Below are 14,597 nucleotides of genomic sequence, written 5' to 3'. Positions count from 1 at the left end.
GGTTCGGCTGTCCTCATCGGGTCCGCCACTGGTGGTCGGGCAGGAAACGCACGTCGTACCGCTCGGGAACGCTCGCGAACCTGCCGGGTGCCGGAATGACCGGCTCGGAGGGCAGGCCGAGCTGCTCGGCAGGCGCGCCGAGGTTCTCGAAGAACCGCTCGAAGGTGCCGCCGGGGCCGGCGGCGACGCCGACGACCTGGCTGTGGTGGCGCTCCATGCGGTAGGCGTGCGGGCAGTTCTTGGGTACGAAGCCGAAGTCGCCGGGGGTGAGCAGCTTCTCCTGCTGGTTGCCCTCGGTGTCTTCGACGAACAGCCGGACGGCGCCGGCGGTGATGTAGAAGACCTCGTGGGTGTCGGGGTGCAGGTGGGCCGGGATGAGGTCGCCCTTGGGGCCTTCGACGGTGAAGAAGTTGAAGGTGTTCTCGGTCTGCTCGCCACCCGCGTAGATGGTGATCAGGTCACCGAACAGGTGGGCACGGTCCCCTTCGCCCTTCTCGATGAAGTAGGGCCTGCCCGGCTCGGCGGGGATGCGCGAGGCGCGCCGGTAGCGGGTGGCGTACTCGATGGTCATGACTCTCCTCGGATCGGCTTCCGCCAAGAATGTCAGGTAGCCTGACATGGAAAACTGCTGGTGGGCAACCCGTGGAGGTGAGCCCGGTACCCGCCCCAGCCGTCACGAGGAACAGATGCGATCCACCAGCCGTAACCTGCCCCAGCTGCTCGGTGACGCCCGACGCTGGTTCGAAGAAGGGCTGTTGGCAGCCCTCCAAGCGGGCGGCGCCACGCCGGTGTCCCCGACGCAGGCGCAGCTCTTCGCCGTACTGGACGACCAGGGCACCACCGTCTCGGAGCTGGCCAGGCGCATGGGCGTGACCCGACAGACCGCCCACCAGGCCGTGCACGGCCTGGTCGCCCTCGGACTGCTCGAACAGGTCCCCGACCCCGCCTCTGCCCGGCAGCGGCTGATCCGGCGCACCCCGGAAGGGGACCGCGCGCACCGCCAGGCCGGCGTCATCCTTGAACGACTGGAAGAGCAGCTCGCCGAGCGGATCGGCCGGGAGACAGTCGACGCCCTGCGGGCGACGCTGGAGGCGCAGTGGGGCCGGCCACCCTCCCCCCCGCCGCCGACATGACTGCTAGGCAGGGGCTCCTGTCGGGGTGGACAGGAGAGCACCCAGGGCGACGATGCCGACGAGCAGGGGAACTGGCAGAACACCGCCCCCACGAAGTCGATGCCGTCGATGCAGTACGCGGCCCCAAGAAACCAGGCCAGACCGCCGCGAACAGGTACCGGCCAATCCCCGGTGCTACACCGGGCCGTTGAGAGCCTGCCCTTGAGTCCCCGTCCCAGGCCCGTAGCCCGCGGGCTGTCCGTCAGCTCCGGCGCGCATCGTCGACGGACTGGCGCCCCGCGTGCCGCATCTCGCGGGGGCATACCCCGAAGCGCTGCCGGAATGCCGTGCTGAGCGCGCTGGGGGAGGAGAATCCCGACGCGTGGGCCAGCTCGGTGATCGTCATATGCCGGTATGCGGGTGCCCGCAGCCGGTCCCGTACCAACCGCAGCCGCTCCTCACGGATCAGCTCGCGAGGGGTGGTCCCGGCGTGCTGCAGGGCCAGCTGCACCTGGCGCCGCGACCAGCCCAGCGCCTGTGCCATGGTGGCGCAGTTCATCTCGGGGTCGGCCGCGTGCTCGCGGATGTACCGGCGGACCACCGTTGCCACCTCGGTCAGATGGCCCGGTGCGGTAGGGCGGTCGTCGCCTGCCGCGAGCATGCACAGCAGCTCGACCAGCCGGTCCGACACCGCGTCGAACTGGCCGCCGGTGAGGGTGTCGCGCTCCGCGTGCAGGCCGGTCAGTATGGTGCCCACCACCCGGCCCAGGCCGCAGGTCAGGTCGAGGCTCGCAGCGAGCGGCGACGACCGGTTCAATCGCCTGTGCACCTCCTGAGCGGGGATCGACATGATGAACGCCTGTGCGGAGGCGTCCTGCAGCATCTCGAACGGTGCGGTGAACGTGAGCAGGCATCCGGTGTCCGGCACCAGGCGCAGTTCCTGGCCGTCCTGACGAAACACCAGCTCTCCGGCGACCGGCACCAGCAAGCGGTAGTCCTCGTCCGGGTCGTGCCGCACCTGGCCCGCGGTCCGGGTGTACTCGACCGTGTCCGACCACCACTTGACGAGCTGATAGGTGCCTGTGCGCTGGCGGACCGTTCCCCCATGAAAGTCATCGGTGCGCGGGTACCTGTAGCTCATCCGGCTTTGATACGACGTCACGTGCTCGCTCCAGAAGTCGGCGCGCTCGCGCGACCTCACGTCCTCGGCCGTCCGCGAATCGACAACGTAAGTTCCCAAAACCATCGAAGACACCTTTCACCGCGGCCTTCTCGCAGCGTGCATATATCCATATCCGGTTCTCGTGCGCACGGCACGAGGCCGCCCGTCGGCGCCGCGAAGTTCAGGGAACGGCAGTGCGGTCCGGGCGGCACTCGACATATACGCGTCGAAACTCACACGCGTGCGCTGACCTCACGGTTGCGCACTACGCCAACTTCCTTACGCGCGCGTGCAATTCCAGCCCGTGAACCGGCCCTACGGTCGGGCACAGGGTCCGCCGTGCGTCAAGGCAGGCTCTGTGTAGAGACCCAAGTACTTGACTGGAATTCAAGGGACCAGATGGCAAGCGACAAGCTGATTCAGAACCTGCGTGGGCAGCACAGGACATCCCCTTCCGTCCCGAGCGGTCCAGCGGCCCGTAGCGCATTAAGACTGACGCTGGCCATAGGGGTTGCGGGAGCGGGCTTGGGAGTATGCGGCGCCGGGCCGGCAGTCGCGGACCCGGTATCGCTCGAACTGGGGTACACGTGCTCAGTTCCGGTGGTCCGGGAACGGTCGGGCACGGTAAAGATCGACTCGGATGTCCCGAAGTCGACTCCGGTCGGCAAGCCCACCTCCGAATTCGTCATCCGTGCGTCGGTGCCGGTGAACGCGGCTGACACGCGAGGGCTGCGCAGGGCCGGCATCAAGACCATCAAGGGCACAGTGGACGCGAAGTTCCGCGTGAGAGCGCCGGAGGGCGACACCAACCTCAACGTGCCCTTCCAGGTGGCCACGGCCAACGTTCCGGCGTCCGGACCGTTCTTGGTCAAGGCGACCGCCGCCGCGCCGAAGCGCACCTTCAGCCGACCGGGCAAGGCGAAGATCACCGTCGGTGACCTCGTCATGCACGTCACCGCGAGCGGCGTTCTGACGGTCAAGCTCGACGTGCCGTGCAGGCTGGGGGCCGGGCAGAACAACGTCGTGGCATCGTTCGACATCACTGGGACGGGAACTGGGACCGGAGCCGGGACGGGAACTGGAACCGGGCCGGGAACTACGACCGGCCCGGCCCCCTCCGAGACGGCTGGTGCGGGCACTTCCGGCACCACTGGGTCGCAGAACCCGAGCGAGGTCGCGAAGGCGGGCGCGCCCAAGGAAGGCTCCGCCGCGGACTCCGGCGACCTGGCTACGGCTGGCAGCCAGGGCACCACGAGGCTGATCCCGCTGGCTGCGGGAGCTGTTGTCCTGGGCACCATTTCCGTGGCCGCCGTCGTCCGCTTCCGCTCACGCGGCCGGTGACCAGGGCGAATCCTGAGATGGCACGTCACACGCGGTGGAGATGGTGGGCTCTGACGGTGGTGGCCGTGGGGGTGGCGGTCACCATAGCCGTTCGGGCGGGAACCGGGGAGGTGGACCCCGGCGGGCTGGCGGTCGGGCTGGCCGCCCTGATGCTGGCGACAGCGGGCCTGCGCCAGGCGGAGCGCTCCGAGGCACGGCAGGACACCGATTCCGCCGCACTCGCCGACGGCCTCGCCATCGGCATCAGGAAACGCGAGGAGCAAGCCCACCGGAGACTTCTCGGCGACGACATCCGCACCATCAATGTCGAGTTCACCTTCGTGCGCTCCCCCACCCGCCACACCGCCAACGCAAGAACCCACGGCACGTTGGAGGACGTCGCCACGTGCTACTGCGATCTCCGGTCCCGCCGCCTCGTCATCGCCGGCGCACCCGGAGCCGGGAAAACCGTACTCGCCGTCCATCTCATGCTGCTTCTCCTCAAGGCCCGAGAGGGGGGCGACCCCGTTCCCGTACGCCTGTCGTTGTCCACCTTCGACCCCGACCGGAACGATCTCGACGACTGGCTCACCGACCAACTCACCCGTACCTACCGGCTAGGCCCTGCCGCAGCAGCGGCCCTTGTCGACGCCCGGCTGATCCTCCCCGTGCTCGACGGGCTCGACGAAATGGACGCCCATGAGGCTCCCGGGAACGACTCCCGCGCCGCGGCCGCTCTGGAGGCCATGAACAAGTATCTGGATGGCACCACGAGGGGCCACCTCGTCCTCATCTGCCGCAGCACCGCCTACGACGCTCTCGAACGTGCGGGTATGTGGGCGGAGGACGCCGACCGCATCGAGATCGCCGACGTCAGCCCGGCCGCGGCCAAAGCGTTCATCGAGGCCCGCACCAAGAACCGGGCCCGCTGGAGACCCGTTCTGCACGAACTCCGCGACGCCCCGGCCGGTCCACTGGCTCTGAGCCTGTCCACACCCTGGCGGCTGACCGTAGCCCTCGCTGTTTACGACGAACGTCACCGCGGTGGCTGGGCCCGTGATCCCGCGGATCTCCTCGATCTCACCCTGCGGTCCTCCGAGCAGATCCGAGACCACCTGCTGGAACTGTTCATCCGCGCCGCTTCCTCGACAGGCGGCAAGGCAGCGCCCTACACCCAGCGGCAGATTCGCGCCTGGCTGACGGTCCTCGCCCGCTACCTGCACGCCAACACCACCGGCGCAGGCGAAGTGGCCGGGCGACGTATGTCGAGCACCGACCTCGTCCTCCATGAACTGTGGCCCCTCACCGGCCACCGCCGCGCCCGCATCGTCCATGTCCTGCTGACCATCGCGGTGTGGGCCATCGCTGACCTGCCTGCCGCCCTGCTCGATGACTGGAAGGTGTATGCGACGAACCTGACACTCCTGGCGGGGGGAAGTCTCCTCATCGGCATCCCTCCCTGGCCCATACCGTCCCGGCTGGGACGAGTGACTGCCGGAACCCCGGCTGGAAGACACCAGCTCGTGAGCGGGCTCGCGGGTGGGCTCTTCTGGGGAGGGCTCGTCGTCGCGGTCGACATCAGCGATGACGTCGGGCCGGTGATCGGGCTCGTATACGGGTTGACGGTAGGGCTCGCTGGTGGCGCGATGGTCGGAGTCGGACTGGCGGGCGTGCTCTCGGACACACCCGACGTTCGCAGGTCACACGGAAACACGTCGCCGCGCGGCGTAGTGCGGGACGACCTCGTGACCGGATTCGCTACCGGCCTCGTGGTCGGGCTCGGGTTCGTCCCCTTCTACTGGTTCGCCCTGGGCCCGGTGCTGGCGCTGGGGGCCGTACTCATCTACATGTTTCTGTTCGGTCTCGGCGGCGGTCGCGCCCTCGCACTCCTCTACCACCGCCTGTTCAGATGCGGTTGCCGGGGCGCGCTCGACTCGCTGTTCAGGCCCTGGCGTGTGTTCGGGCCCCTGCTCAGGACCGGTGCCGGCCCGGCACTCGGCGCCGCAGGTATCCGCTACATGGCTTTCCTGCTCTGCGCCCGCCGCTGGTGGTCCCGCCGACCACTTCCCTGGCGCCTCGGCCGTTTCCTCGACTGGTGCTGCGAAGCGGGTCTGATGCGCACCGCCGGGATCGCCTACCAGTTCCGCCACCGCGAGGTCCAAGAGTTCCTCACGCGCGACCGCATCCAGCACGCCCCGCCGAACCACCCCACTTCCGCGGAAGCAGTACGTCCCTGAGCTTGCCCTGTTCCACGTGCTCGGCGACAGCCGGATCGTCCAGCTCCAGCGCGCCGCTCCGAACGGACGAACAAACACTTAGCCGCAGCGAGAGTGCTGGTCAGGCGCGGAAAGCCGGCCGGGGGCGTCGTAGACGAGCGTGTAGCGCCAGAACAGGCGGCGGCGTATCCGGGCGCCGGGCAGTTCCTGTGCGGCCGCGGCCCGGATGACGCGCAGGGTCTCCTGCGGTTCGGCGGTGGGCGCCGTCATGTGTGAGGGCGGTGCGGCGGCGCGTGCCGGGTGCTTGGCCAGTCCCACGACCGGGTTCGCGAGCGCGGCCGGGAGAGAGGCGAGCCGGTCGGCGGGTCCGGCCTCCCGGTAACAGCCCACGACCACGAGGCGCCCGCCCGGGGCGAGAGAGCCGCGCAGTTCCCGCAGCGTGGGCACCAGCGGAAGGTGGTGCAGGACGGCGACGAAGGTGATGGCGTCCCAGCGCCGCTCCCGGGCGCGGCCCGCGAAGGTGGTCGGGACGATGGTGACCGCGGGGTCGTCGGCGAAGCGCGCCGCCGCGGCGCGGGCCGTCTCGGGGTCGGGTTCGAGCCCGGTGACGGTGGCGGCGCGACGGCGGAGCAGGGCGGCGAGATTCCCCGTGCCGCACCCGACGTCGAGGACGTCGCGGGCCCCGGACGCGGCCACCTGGTCGGCGGCCCAGGGGCCGTAGTGGTCGTTGTGACTCCACGGATGCCGCTGATTGAAGCGGTGGAGGTGGGACAGCGGCGCCATGGGACCACGGTAGCCGGACCCGCCGCCGCGCCTTCGGCGGAGCCGCCGGTCTAGTGGCTGCCGGTCAGCTCGCCGCTGAGCTTCTCGTGGATCCGGGCGCTCGGCTTGTTCAGGCCGATGATCTCGACGGTCTTGCCGCGCCGACCGTACTTGGTCTCGATCGCGTCGAGTGCGGCGACGGACGAGGCGTCCCAGATGTGAGCGGCGGTCAGGTCGATGACGACCGTGTCCGGGTCCCCCGCGTAGTCGAACTGGCCGACCAGGTCGTTGGAGGAGGCGAAGAAGAGTTCGCCCGTGACCGAGTAGACGACCTGGCTGCCGTCGGGGTCGGTGACCGAGGTGACGTGTGCCAGGTGGGCGACGCGCCTGGCGAAGATCACGATCGCGGTGACGGTACCGGCGACGACGCCGACGGCGAGGTTGTGGGTGGCGATCACGCACACGACGGTGACGACCATGACCGTGATCTCGCCGGCGGGCATCCGCTTCAGCGTCTTCGGCGCGATGGAGTGCCAGTCGAAGGTCGCGAACGACACCATCACCATCACGGCGACCAGAGCGGCCATGGGGATGTCGGAGACGACGGGGCCGCACACGATGCAGAGCACCATCAGGAACGCGCCCGCCAGGAAGGTGGACAGGCGGGTACGGGCGCCGGACACCCGTACGTTGATCATCGTCTGGCCGATCATGGCGCAGCCGCCCATGCCGCCGAAGAAGCCGGTGACGATGTTGGCGATGCCCTGGCCGATCGACTCGCGGGTCTTGGAGGAGTGGGTGTCGGTGATGTCGTCGACCAGCTTGGCCGTCATCAGCGACTCCATCAGGCCGACCAGCGCCATGGCGAGCGCGTAGGGAGCAATGGTGGTCAGCGTGTCCATGGTGAACGGCACGTCGGGCAGGCCCGGCGCGGGCAGGGCGGAGGGCAGGTCGCCCTTGTCGCCGACGGTCGGCACCGCGATCCCGGCCGCGACGGTGATCACGGTGAGGACGGCGATGGAGACGAGCGGGGCCGGGACCGCCGTGGTGATCCTGGGGAGGAACACCATGAGCGCGAGGCCGCCGATGAGCAGCGGATAGACGGGCCAGGGCACGTCGTGCATCTCGGGGACCTGGGTCAGGAAGATCAGGACGGCGAGGGCGTTGACGAAGCCGACCATCACGCTGCGCGGTACGAAGCGCATCAGCTTCGCGACGCCCAGCGCGCCGAGGACGATCTGGAAGACACCGGCGAGGATGACGGCGGCGACGAGGTGGCCGAGGCCGTGTTCGCGGTTGAGCGGCGCGATGACCAGGGCGACAGCGCCGGTCGCGGCGGAGATCATCGCACGGCGCCCGCCGACGATCGAGATCACCACGGCCATGGTGAAGGACGCGAACAGGCCGATCGCCGGATCGACCCCGGCGATGATCGAGAACGAGATCGCCTCGGGGATGAGCGCCAGGGCGACGACGAGACCGGCCAGGATCTCGGTGCGCCAGACCTTCGGGTCGGACAGCCAGTCGGGGCGCAGGCCGCGCAGCCGCGCGGCCGGGGTCAGTGCGGGCGTGGACAAGAAGCGCTACCTGTCGTGCTCGGGCACGCCTGGCGTGACCCTGGGCGTGCGAGGGGGCGGATGGCCGGGGCGGCATTCCGCGAAGCCCGTGTGCGGCGGGCTGAGGTCAGAAGGCGGGACGGAACCCCTCTTCCCGCTACCGAAGGCGAGGCGGGACGCCCCGGTACGGCAGTCGGTCACGGGAACGGTCCGTCCCGAACCGTGGGAGCCGCGACCGCGTGGGAGCCGGGACGGCTCGGGGTCTCCCCAGCGATCACCGTCGATCACCAGTGACCACTCACTCTACCGGGATGACCAGGCCCGTCTCCTCGTAGTGCCGGATGGTGCGCAGCGACGGCTCAGGCTGCTGGCCGCCACCGACCGTCTCGACTCCGGCGAGGTGCGCGGCCGCCTCACCCGGACCACTGCCCGCTGACGACACCACACGCCAACTGGCTCCGCCTGGCCCGGCGTTCGTCCGGCCGGGCGCTGGTGTTGACCCTTGGCCGACTCCGCGATTCCATCGCGTGTGCCCTCCGCGCAGGGCCGGGGCACGGGGAACAGGGGGCGGCCGCGGCCGTCCCGCGGCCAGAGAGGGAGCACTGATGAGAAGACCTTCGTTACTCGTCTCCATGACCGCCGTCCTGGCGGCGGCGCTCGGCTGTCTCGCCTCGCCCGCGGGGGCGGCGAACGACGACCGGGTTCCGCGCACCGAGCGGATCAGCGTGGCCCCCGACGGCACCGGCGGCAACTGGCATTCGGTGAAACCGGCGGTCAGCGCGAACGGGCGCGTCGTGGCCTTCCAGTCGTCGGCTACGAACCTGGTGCCCGGGACGGACGCCGCCAACAGCATCTTCTACCGGACGGCCCCGGGTGCGCCGTTGCGGCGTGTGGTGGTGCCGGGCGAGTCGACGTCGACGCCTCAACTGTCCCAGTCCGGGCGCCACTTGACCTTCGCCTCGTGGTCGGCCACGGCTCAGAGGTCCTCCGTGCACGTGATGGACCTGCGCACCGGGCGCATCGAACGCCTGGAGCCCCCGATGGGCGAGGGCTACAGGGTGTCGTACGGAACCGCCCCGATCAGCGCGAACGGGCGGTACGTCGCCTTCGTCGCCCGGCCCACCGAGGACGAACACGGCGCGTACGCCTGCCGCGTCATGCTCCTGGACCGCTGGACGGAGCGCGTGCGGCGGGTCAGCAGGCCCTCGGACGGGTCGAAGAACTTCCACCAGTGCGAGCAGCTCTCGATGAGCGCCGACGGCCGCAAGGTGGCCTATCTGGAGGGATACTCCGGGGAGAGCGACGACGACCAGGGCGACATCGTGGTGTACGACCGGGTGACCGGGAGGACGACGCAGGCCGATGTCACCCACGACGGTGCGCCGGCCGACCGGTCGGCGATCGCCCCGGTGCTGAGCGCCGACGGCTCCAAGGTCGGCTTCAACTCCGTGGCCACCAACCTGGTCCCGGGCACCGATCCCAACGGCGACTCCAGCACGTCGTGGAACGCCTTCGTCCGCGATCTGCGCACCGGCGCGCTCCGGCGGTACGACGGCCACTCCCCCACCGACCTCACCCTGGTGTCGGATCTGTCGGTGAACGGCGCGAAGCTGCTCCTGAACACGGCGGACGCGGAGCGCCGGACGCTGGGGCTGATCCTGCGCGATCTGCGCACCGGCCACGAGGAACTGCTGTCACCGGGCCAGGACGGCAAGCCCGTCACCGTGGGACGTGCGGCGCTGAGCGCCGACGAGACGACCGTCGTCTTCGACTCGTACCACCCCGGCCTGGTGCCCGACGACACGAATCTGATCGGAGACGTCTTCGTCCGCACCGTACGTTGAGCCGCCGTCGGCGGCCACAGGGACGGACGACGACGGCGTGCGGCTTCGAGGCCAGGCATTCGGTCCTTCGGGCCCAGGCATTCGGGCCTTCGGGGCCAGGCATTCCGGCCCAAGTAGCCGTACCATGAACCATCATCAAATACCTTGTGCCATAGGCAAGTTCCACGACTTCGACGGACTTCGGCAGGCATCGACGGGACGGAGCGTTCAGGTTGCCCAGCGTCCTGTTCATCCACGGTACGGGCGTGCGCGCGCCCGGATACACGGCCTCGCTCGACACCGTGCGCGAGGGCCTGGCCGCGGTGCGTCCCGACGTCACGGTGGCCGGGTGCGACTGGGGCTCCGCCCTTGGTTCGTATCTGCGCGCGGACGGCGCCTCCATCCCCGGCTACCGGCCCCGCAAACCGGTGCAGCGCCCGGCGGCCGAGGACGAGGAGCGGGCCCGGTGGGCTCTGCTGTATCTGGACCCGGACGCGGAGTTGGCGCTGTTCGCCCTCATTGAGCGGGAATCGGCCGGGAGCTTCGTCCCGGGAGCCGTGTCGCCGGGCGCGAAGCTGTGGACACGTGCCATGGCGCTCGCCGAGTCCGACGGTGTGCGGCGGACATGGGAGGCGGTCGGGCTTCGGGAACTGCTCGCGGAATCCCTGCGGGGAACTCAAGCCTCGGTGGAGTTCCGGCGGGCCTGCGACGCCGCGCGGGACGACCTGGGCGCCGGCAGCCTGGCGCGGCTCACCGGGCGGTCGCTCGTGGCCCGGGCGCTCGCGGGGCTGCCCGGCGGGCCGGGCTCTGTACCGGTGCCAGGACGGGACGCGATGGTGGACGCCGTCGTCGACGCGCTCGGCGGCGAGGCACGCGGTTTCGCGAGCGGCCTGGCACGGGCTCTCGGCGCGTCCGCGCGGCTGATGGAGCGGGCGGGTGGCTCGCGGTTCGTCGTCGGGCGGCGCGACGCGATCAGCGAGCGCTCACTGGGGTTCTCCGGCGACATCCTGAGCTATCTGGTGCGCGGCGAGGCCGTCCGTGCGTACGTCGCCGAAATGGCCCGGGAGTTGGCTCCCCCGGTGGTGCTCCTGGGGCACAGCCTGGGCGGCATCGTCGCCTTCGACCTGCTGGCGCGCGGGGTACGGACCGACCGCGCGGGCGACGCGACGGCGGCCGGTCACGCTCCGGGCGCCGCTCGGCCGGACGCGGCCGCGGTCCCCGCGCCGCCCGTCGCCGGGCCGTCCGTCGCCCGTCTCGTCACCGTCGGCTCGCAGGCTCCGCTGCTGTACGAGCTCGACGCGCTGCCGTCCCGCCCGTTCGGGACCGGCCTGCCGGCCGGGTTCCCGGAGTGGATCAACATTTACGACCCGCGCGATCTGCTGTCGTTCGTCGGGTCCGACGTCTTCGGCCCGCGGGTGCGCGACGTGGAGGTGGACAACGGACAGCCCGTATCGGCGGCCCACGGCGCGTACTGGGCGAACCGGCACCTGTACGAGGTCCTGGCGGAGGTGATTCCGCGGTGAACGGAGCATCGCCGCGCGGTGCGAAGGGGAACGCACGTGCCACAGCGGTCAACGAGAGTCCCGGCGGGGCGGGGGACCGGGCAGCCGGCGCGCCGGCCGGCGAAACAGCGCGTCCTGGCGGCGCTCGTCGAGGTGCTCGGCACCTCGATGGCCCTGGTGGACGCGCGGGGCCGTCAGCAGTGGGCACGCGAACTCACCGAAGAGTTCCCGGGGTTGGAGATCGCGGGCCTTCCCACCCCGCGCCAGGAGTTCGTGGAGGTGGTGCGGCACTGCAGCCGGATCGAGGACGGCCTCGAACGCCTGGCGGAGGTCACGGAGTTCCTGGCTCCCGCCCTGTCCAGCCGGCTCCGCCCGCTCCTGGACGAGTGGTACGCGACGGGCCTCTACGACGGCCGTGACTGGACCGCCCTGCGCTCCGGGCTCGAGTTCACCCTGCCCGAACTGCCCTCGCTGGTGGCCGAGGTGAGCGGCGACCGCGTCCGCATGCCCTCGTACTGCCACACCGCGTGGCACGCCTTCGTCCACCTCGCCGGGCACAACGCGCCGGTCGGCGGCCTCGAACCCAGCATGGTCCTGCTGGAGCACCTGATGCTGCGTACGGAGGCGGCGGGGATCGTCGGTGAGATCCGCGCGTGGAACGATCACTTCGCCGGCGTCTGGGAGCGCAAGGCCGGCAGAACCGGCCTCGACGCGCTGCGCGAGCGGCTGGCGGCCGAACGCAGGCCGCCCGGAGGCGACTTGGGGCCGACCGGTTTCGGGCCGTCAGGTGAACAACCGGCCCCACAGGGCGAGTTGTCCGGCATGGCCGATCCGGTCGAGCGGCCGGAGGGGACCGACCAGCAGGTCCCGGTCATCCGCATGTTCATCAAGATAGCCCCGGACCTGCGTCCTTCCGATCGGGAGACGGCGCGCCAGGGCCGGCGAGAAGCGCGCTACCGGATCTCCTCGCGGGTCCGTTACGCGGAGTCCGCCCGGCTCCACCACGAGGACTGCGATCCCGAGGACGCCGTACCGCGCAGCAGACTGCCTGTCGCGATGGCGGAGCTGCTGTCCACGACGGCCGAGCTGTGGCAGTCTCGGGACGAGAACGTGGTCCTGGAGTTCTTCCTCCCGGCCGAGTTGCTCACCGAACCAGTCGAGTGGTGGAACCGGGACCCTCAACTCAGCCATTCCAACCCGCTGTTGAGTAAGTATCCGTGGATATTCGCACACAGTCTGGAGCGCATGCAGCGGCGCGATCTGCACCACGCGTGGCGCAGGAGATGGGCGCGTTGGAAGGGCGATCCGGGGGGTGGTCGCATCCACTGGTGCGATCCGGGGGGACGGCCCGCGGCAGAACACCTCGAACTGCTGGATGCCAAGATCGGCAAGGAGGAGGGGGTGGTCTGCATGGTCCTCAGTGACTCTCCGCGGACCAGGAACGCCTTGGGGCTGCGCGAACTGCGCCTCGGCCTCGACCACGGGGTGCCCGTGATGATCTTCGAACGTGAGCATGCCGCGCCGGACGCCTTCAGGAGCATGGTCAAGGAGCTGTTGGCCGACGAGGGTCTGGCCAATCTTCCCGACCGTGCACGACAGTGGAAGGGCGATGCCGCGGCGGGATCCGCCCTCCACGGCACCGGCCCGCACGACAAGGCCGTGCTCAAGAATCTGGGCGTGGTCTGGGACGATCCGCAGCAGCTCCTCGACGGTGACGCGTGCGCTCCCGCCGCTTTCGTAGGGGGGACCGATTGAACGCGCAGGAGACGAACGGGCTGCCGTACCGCGGCACAGGACGGACGCTGCCCGATGTGCCCTACGAGGAGCGGAGCTGGCCCGAGGGCCCACGCTGGCGGAGATTCGGCGGCGGCCCCGTCCTGCCCGCGCCGCCGGACGACGACGAGGCCGACCGCAGGCTCGGCCCGGCCGAGGTGCCCCGGCGCGCCCCGGCGGACGAGGTCCGGCTCGTGAACGCCTCGATTCTGCTCCGCCGGCCCCTGCTGGTGACGGGGCGTCCGGGTGTCGGCAAATCGGCGCTCGCGTTCCGCATCGCCCGGGAGCTCTCCCTGGGCCGGGTGCTCCAGTGGCCCGTCACCAGCCGCACCACGCTGGCCTCGGGACTCTTCGAGTACGACGTGATCGGCCGGGCGCAGTCGGGGCAGGCTTGGTACGTGGCCCAGCAGCAGACAGCAACCGCCGGGGGCCCCGAGACCGCCCCGGGGCCCCAACCGCCCACGGACATCGGCGAGTTCGTCCAGCTGGGGCCCCTCGGAACGGCGATGCTCCCTTTCCGGCTGCCGCGCGTCCTGCTCATCGACGAGATGGACAAGGGCGACGCGGACCTCCCCAATGACCTCCTCACGCTCTTCGAGGACGGCTGGTACTCCGTACCACCACTCGTTCGAGTCAGGAACCAGAGCCCGGAAGTGACCGTCCACACCGCGGATCCGGGCGGCTTCGCTCCGATCAGGGAAGGGATCGTCCAAGCTCGGACATTTCCCATCGTCATCATGACGTCCAATGGGGAACGTGAGTTCCCGGAAGCCTTCCTTCGGCGGTGTCTGCGTTTGGACATGGCCGACCCCGATGCGGAAGGGTTGGCGGAACTGCTCTCCGCCCACTTCTCGGACCGACTCGGTGACATGCAGGCAAAGTTGATCCGCGACTTCAGGTCCCGCAGCGAACAGTCCGACGGCCTTGCTGCCGACATGCTGTTGAACGCCGCGCACCTCGCGACGTCCGGCTCCTACGCGTACGAGGAGTCCGACGACGCCGAATGGCAGGCGGTGCTCGGCGCCATCTGGCACCCGCTGAACGGTGATGGGACTGGGCGGAGTGACTGAGCACCCCGCCGCCTCCGAGGGCGGGGACGCGCGGATCTCGCGTCTCCCGGCGGATCACGAGCGCCTGGGCGTGGGCGCCCTGCGCTGGTGGGAAGTGGCCGACGCCCTCTGGCTCACCCGGTATCACCCCGAGCTCCTCACGGGTGACGAGGAGTCGGCGCCCGTGCGGGGCACCGGGCGGCAGGAGCAGCACCAGGGCCGCGCCACGGAGGCAGAGCCCGGGACGCAGGGAACCGATCACCCCCGCCACCCCGACACCGACACCGACGCCCCCCGGCCACCCACCGATCCCCCCGCCCCG

The 14,597-nt window shown here is 70.3% G+C and carries 13 protein-coding genes; 8 read left to right on the top strand and 5 right to left on the bottom strand.

Translation table 11 applies throughout. The features are described from left to right. Nucleotides 1-13: 13 nt before the first annotated feature. Nucleotides 14-571 carry a quercetin 2,3-dioxygenase gene (locus STRAU_RS27495; protein WP_016643674.1) on the bottom strand — a complete coding sequence of 186 codons (558 nt, stop codon included), beginning with the start codon at nucleotides 569-571 and terminating at the stop codon, nucleotides 14-16. A 115-nt stretch (nucleotides 572-686) separates the two neighbouring features. On the opposite strand from STRAU_RS27495, the gene STRAU_RS27490 reads away from it, so the two are divergent. Next, the gene (locus tag STRAU_RS27490) at nucleotides 687-1,133 is read left to right on the top strand and encodes a MarR family winged helix-turn-helix transcriptional regulator (RefSeq protein WP_016643673.1); all 447 of its coding nucleotides are present in this window, start codon (nucleotides 687-689) and stop codon (nucleotides 1,131-1,133) included. A 241-nt stretch (nucleotides 1,134-1,374) separates the two neighbouring features. Here the strand turns inward: STRAU_RS27490 and STRAU_RS27485 are convergent, their stop codons facing one another. After that, nucleotides 1,375-2,358, bottom strand: coding sequence for an AraC family transcriptional regulator (locus tag STRAU_RS27485; RefSeq protein WP_037662272.1), 984 nt, complete (start codon nucleotides 2,356-2,358; stop codon nucleotides 1,375-1,377). Between the two features lie 315 nt (nucleotides 2,359-2,673). Here STRAU_RS27485 and STRAU_RS39240 point away from each other — a divergent pair, with 315 nt between their 5' ends. Together STRAU_RS39240 and STRAU_RS27475 are read left to right on the top strand one after the other, a co-directional pair. After that, on the top strand, nucleotides 2,674-3,615 hold the full coding sequence (locus tag STRAU_RS39240) for a DUF6801 domain-containing protein (RefSeq protein WP_158692134.1): 942 nt from the start codon (nucleotides 2,674-2,676) through the stop codon (nucleotides 3,613-3,615). Between the two features lie 71 nt (nucleotides 3,616-3,686). Further along, on the top strand, nucleotides 3,687-5,831 hold the full coding sequence (locus STRAU_RS27475) for an NACHT domain-containing protein (RefSeq protein ID WP_158692133.1): 2,145 nt from the start codon (nucleotides 3,687-3,689) through the stop codon (nucleotides 5,829-5,831). 78 nt (nucleotides 5,832-5,909) lie between these two features. On the opposite strand, the gene STRAU_RS27470 is transcribed toward STRAU_RS27475, so the two are convergent. The 3 genes from STRAU_RS27470 to STRAU_RS42515 form a co-directional block, all read right to left on the bottom strand. Beyond that, entirely contained in the window at nucleotides 5,910-6,593 is a 684-nt protein-coding gene (locus tag STRAU_RS27470) for a class I SAM-dependent methyltransferase (RefSeq protein ID WP_016643669.1), read from the bottom strand. Between the two features lie 50 nt (nucleotides 6,594-6,643). Continuing rightward, nucleotides 6,644-8,134, bottom strand: a complete 1,491-nt coding sequence (locus STRAU_RS27465) for a SulP family inorganic anion transporter (protein WP_203227470.1) — start codon at nucleotides 8,132-8,134, stop codon at nucleotides 6,644-6,646. Between the two features lie 292 nt (nucleotides 8,135-8,426). Further along, the gene (locus STRAU_RS42515) at nucleotides 8,427-8,573 is read right to left on the bottom strand and encodes a MerR family transcriptional regulator (RefSeq protein WP_016643666.1); all 147 of its coding nucleotides are present in this window, start codon (nucleotides 8,571-8,573) and stop codon (nucleotides 8,427-8,429) included. 160 nt (nucleotides 8,574-8,733) lie between these two features. On the opposite strand from STRAU_RS42515, the gene STRAU_RS27460 reads away from it, so the two are divergent. From STRAU_RS27460 to STRAU_RS27440, 5 genes are all read left to right on the top strand, one after another. Continuing rightward, the gene (locus STRAU_RS27460; protein ID WP_106968064.1) at nucleotides 8,734-9,972 is read left to right on the top strand and encodes a TolB-like translocation protein; all 1,239 of its coding nucleotides are present in this window, start codon (nucleotides 8,734-8,736) and stop codon (nucleotides 9,970-9,972) included. 212 nt (nucleotides 9,973-10,184) lie between these two features. Then, nucleotides 10,185-11,474 (top strand): hypothetical protein, encoded by a 1,290-nt coding sequence (locus tag STRAU_RS42510; protein WP_016643664.1) that lies wholly within the window; start codon nucleotides 10,185-10,187, stop codon nucleotides 11,472-11,474. 36 nt (nucleotides 11,475-11,510) lie between these two features. Further along, nucleotides 11,511-13,208 (top strand): VMAP-C domain-containing protein, encoded by a 1,698-nt coding sequence (locus STRAU_RS41745; RefSeq protein WP_259299996.1) that lies wholly within the window; start codon nucleotides 11,511-11,513, stop codon nucleotides 13,206-13,208. After that, a complete protein-coding gene (locus tag STRAU_RS41740; RefSeq protein ID WP_016643662.1) occupies nucleotides 13,205-14,296 on the top strand; it encodes an AAA family ATPase in 1,092 nt (363 codons plus the stop codon). The genes STRAU_RS41745 and STRAU_RS41740 overlap by 4 nt, the downstream gene beginning before the upstream one ends. Then, nucleotides 14,289-14,597 (top strand): hypothetical protein (locus STRAU_RS27440; RefSeq protein ID WP_158692132.1); only part of this gene is annotated, 309 nt, incomplete at its 3' end. The genes STRAU_RS41740 and STRAU_RS27440, both read left to right, overlap by 8 nt.

Source organism: Streptomyces aurantiacus JA 4570 (assembly GCF_000414115.1).
GTDB lineage: Bacteria > Actinomycetota > Actinomycetes > Streptomycetales > Streptomycetaceae > Streptomyces > Streptomyces aurantiacus_A.
Note: the sequence above shows the minus strand (reverse complement) of the source record. Positions and strands in the feature narration are given on the sequence as shown.

Bases quoted from the DNA above. Each gene is read 5' to 3' on its own strand.
- STRAU_RS27495 (WP_016643674.1), bottom strand. From the start codon at position 571: ATGACCATCGAGTACGCCACCCGCTACCGGCGCGCCTCGCGCATCCCC.
- STRAU_RS27490 (WP_016643673.1), top strand. From the start codon at position 687: ATGCGATCCACCAGCCGTAACCTGCCCCAGCTGCTCGGTGACGCCCGA.
- STRAU_RS27485 (WP_037662272.1), bottom strand. From the start codon at position 2,358: ATGGTTTTGGGAACTTACGTTGTCGATTCGCGGACGGCCGAGGACGTG.
- STRAU_RS39240 (WP_158692134.1), top strand. From the start codon at position 2,674: ATGGCAAGCGACAAGCTGATTCAGAACCTGCGTGGGCAGCACAGGACA.
- STRAU_RS27470 (WP_016643669.1), bottom strand. From the start codon at position 6,593: ATGGCGCCGCTGTCCCACCTCCACCGCTTCAATCAGCGGCATCCGTGG.
- STRAU_RS27460 (WP_106968064.1), top strand. From the start codon at position 8,734: ATGAGAAGACCTTCGTTACTCGTCTCCATGACCGCCGTCCTGGCGGCG.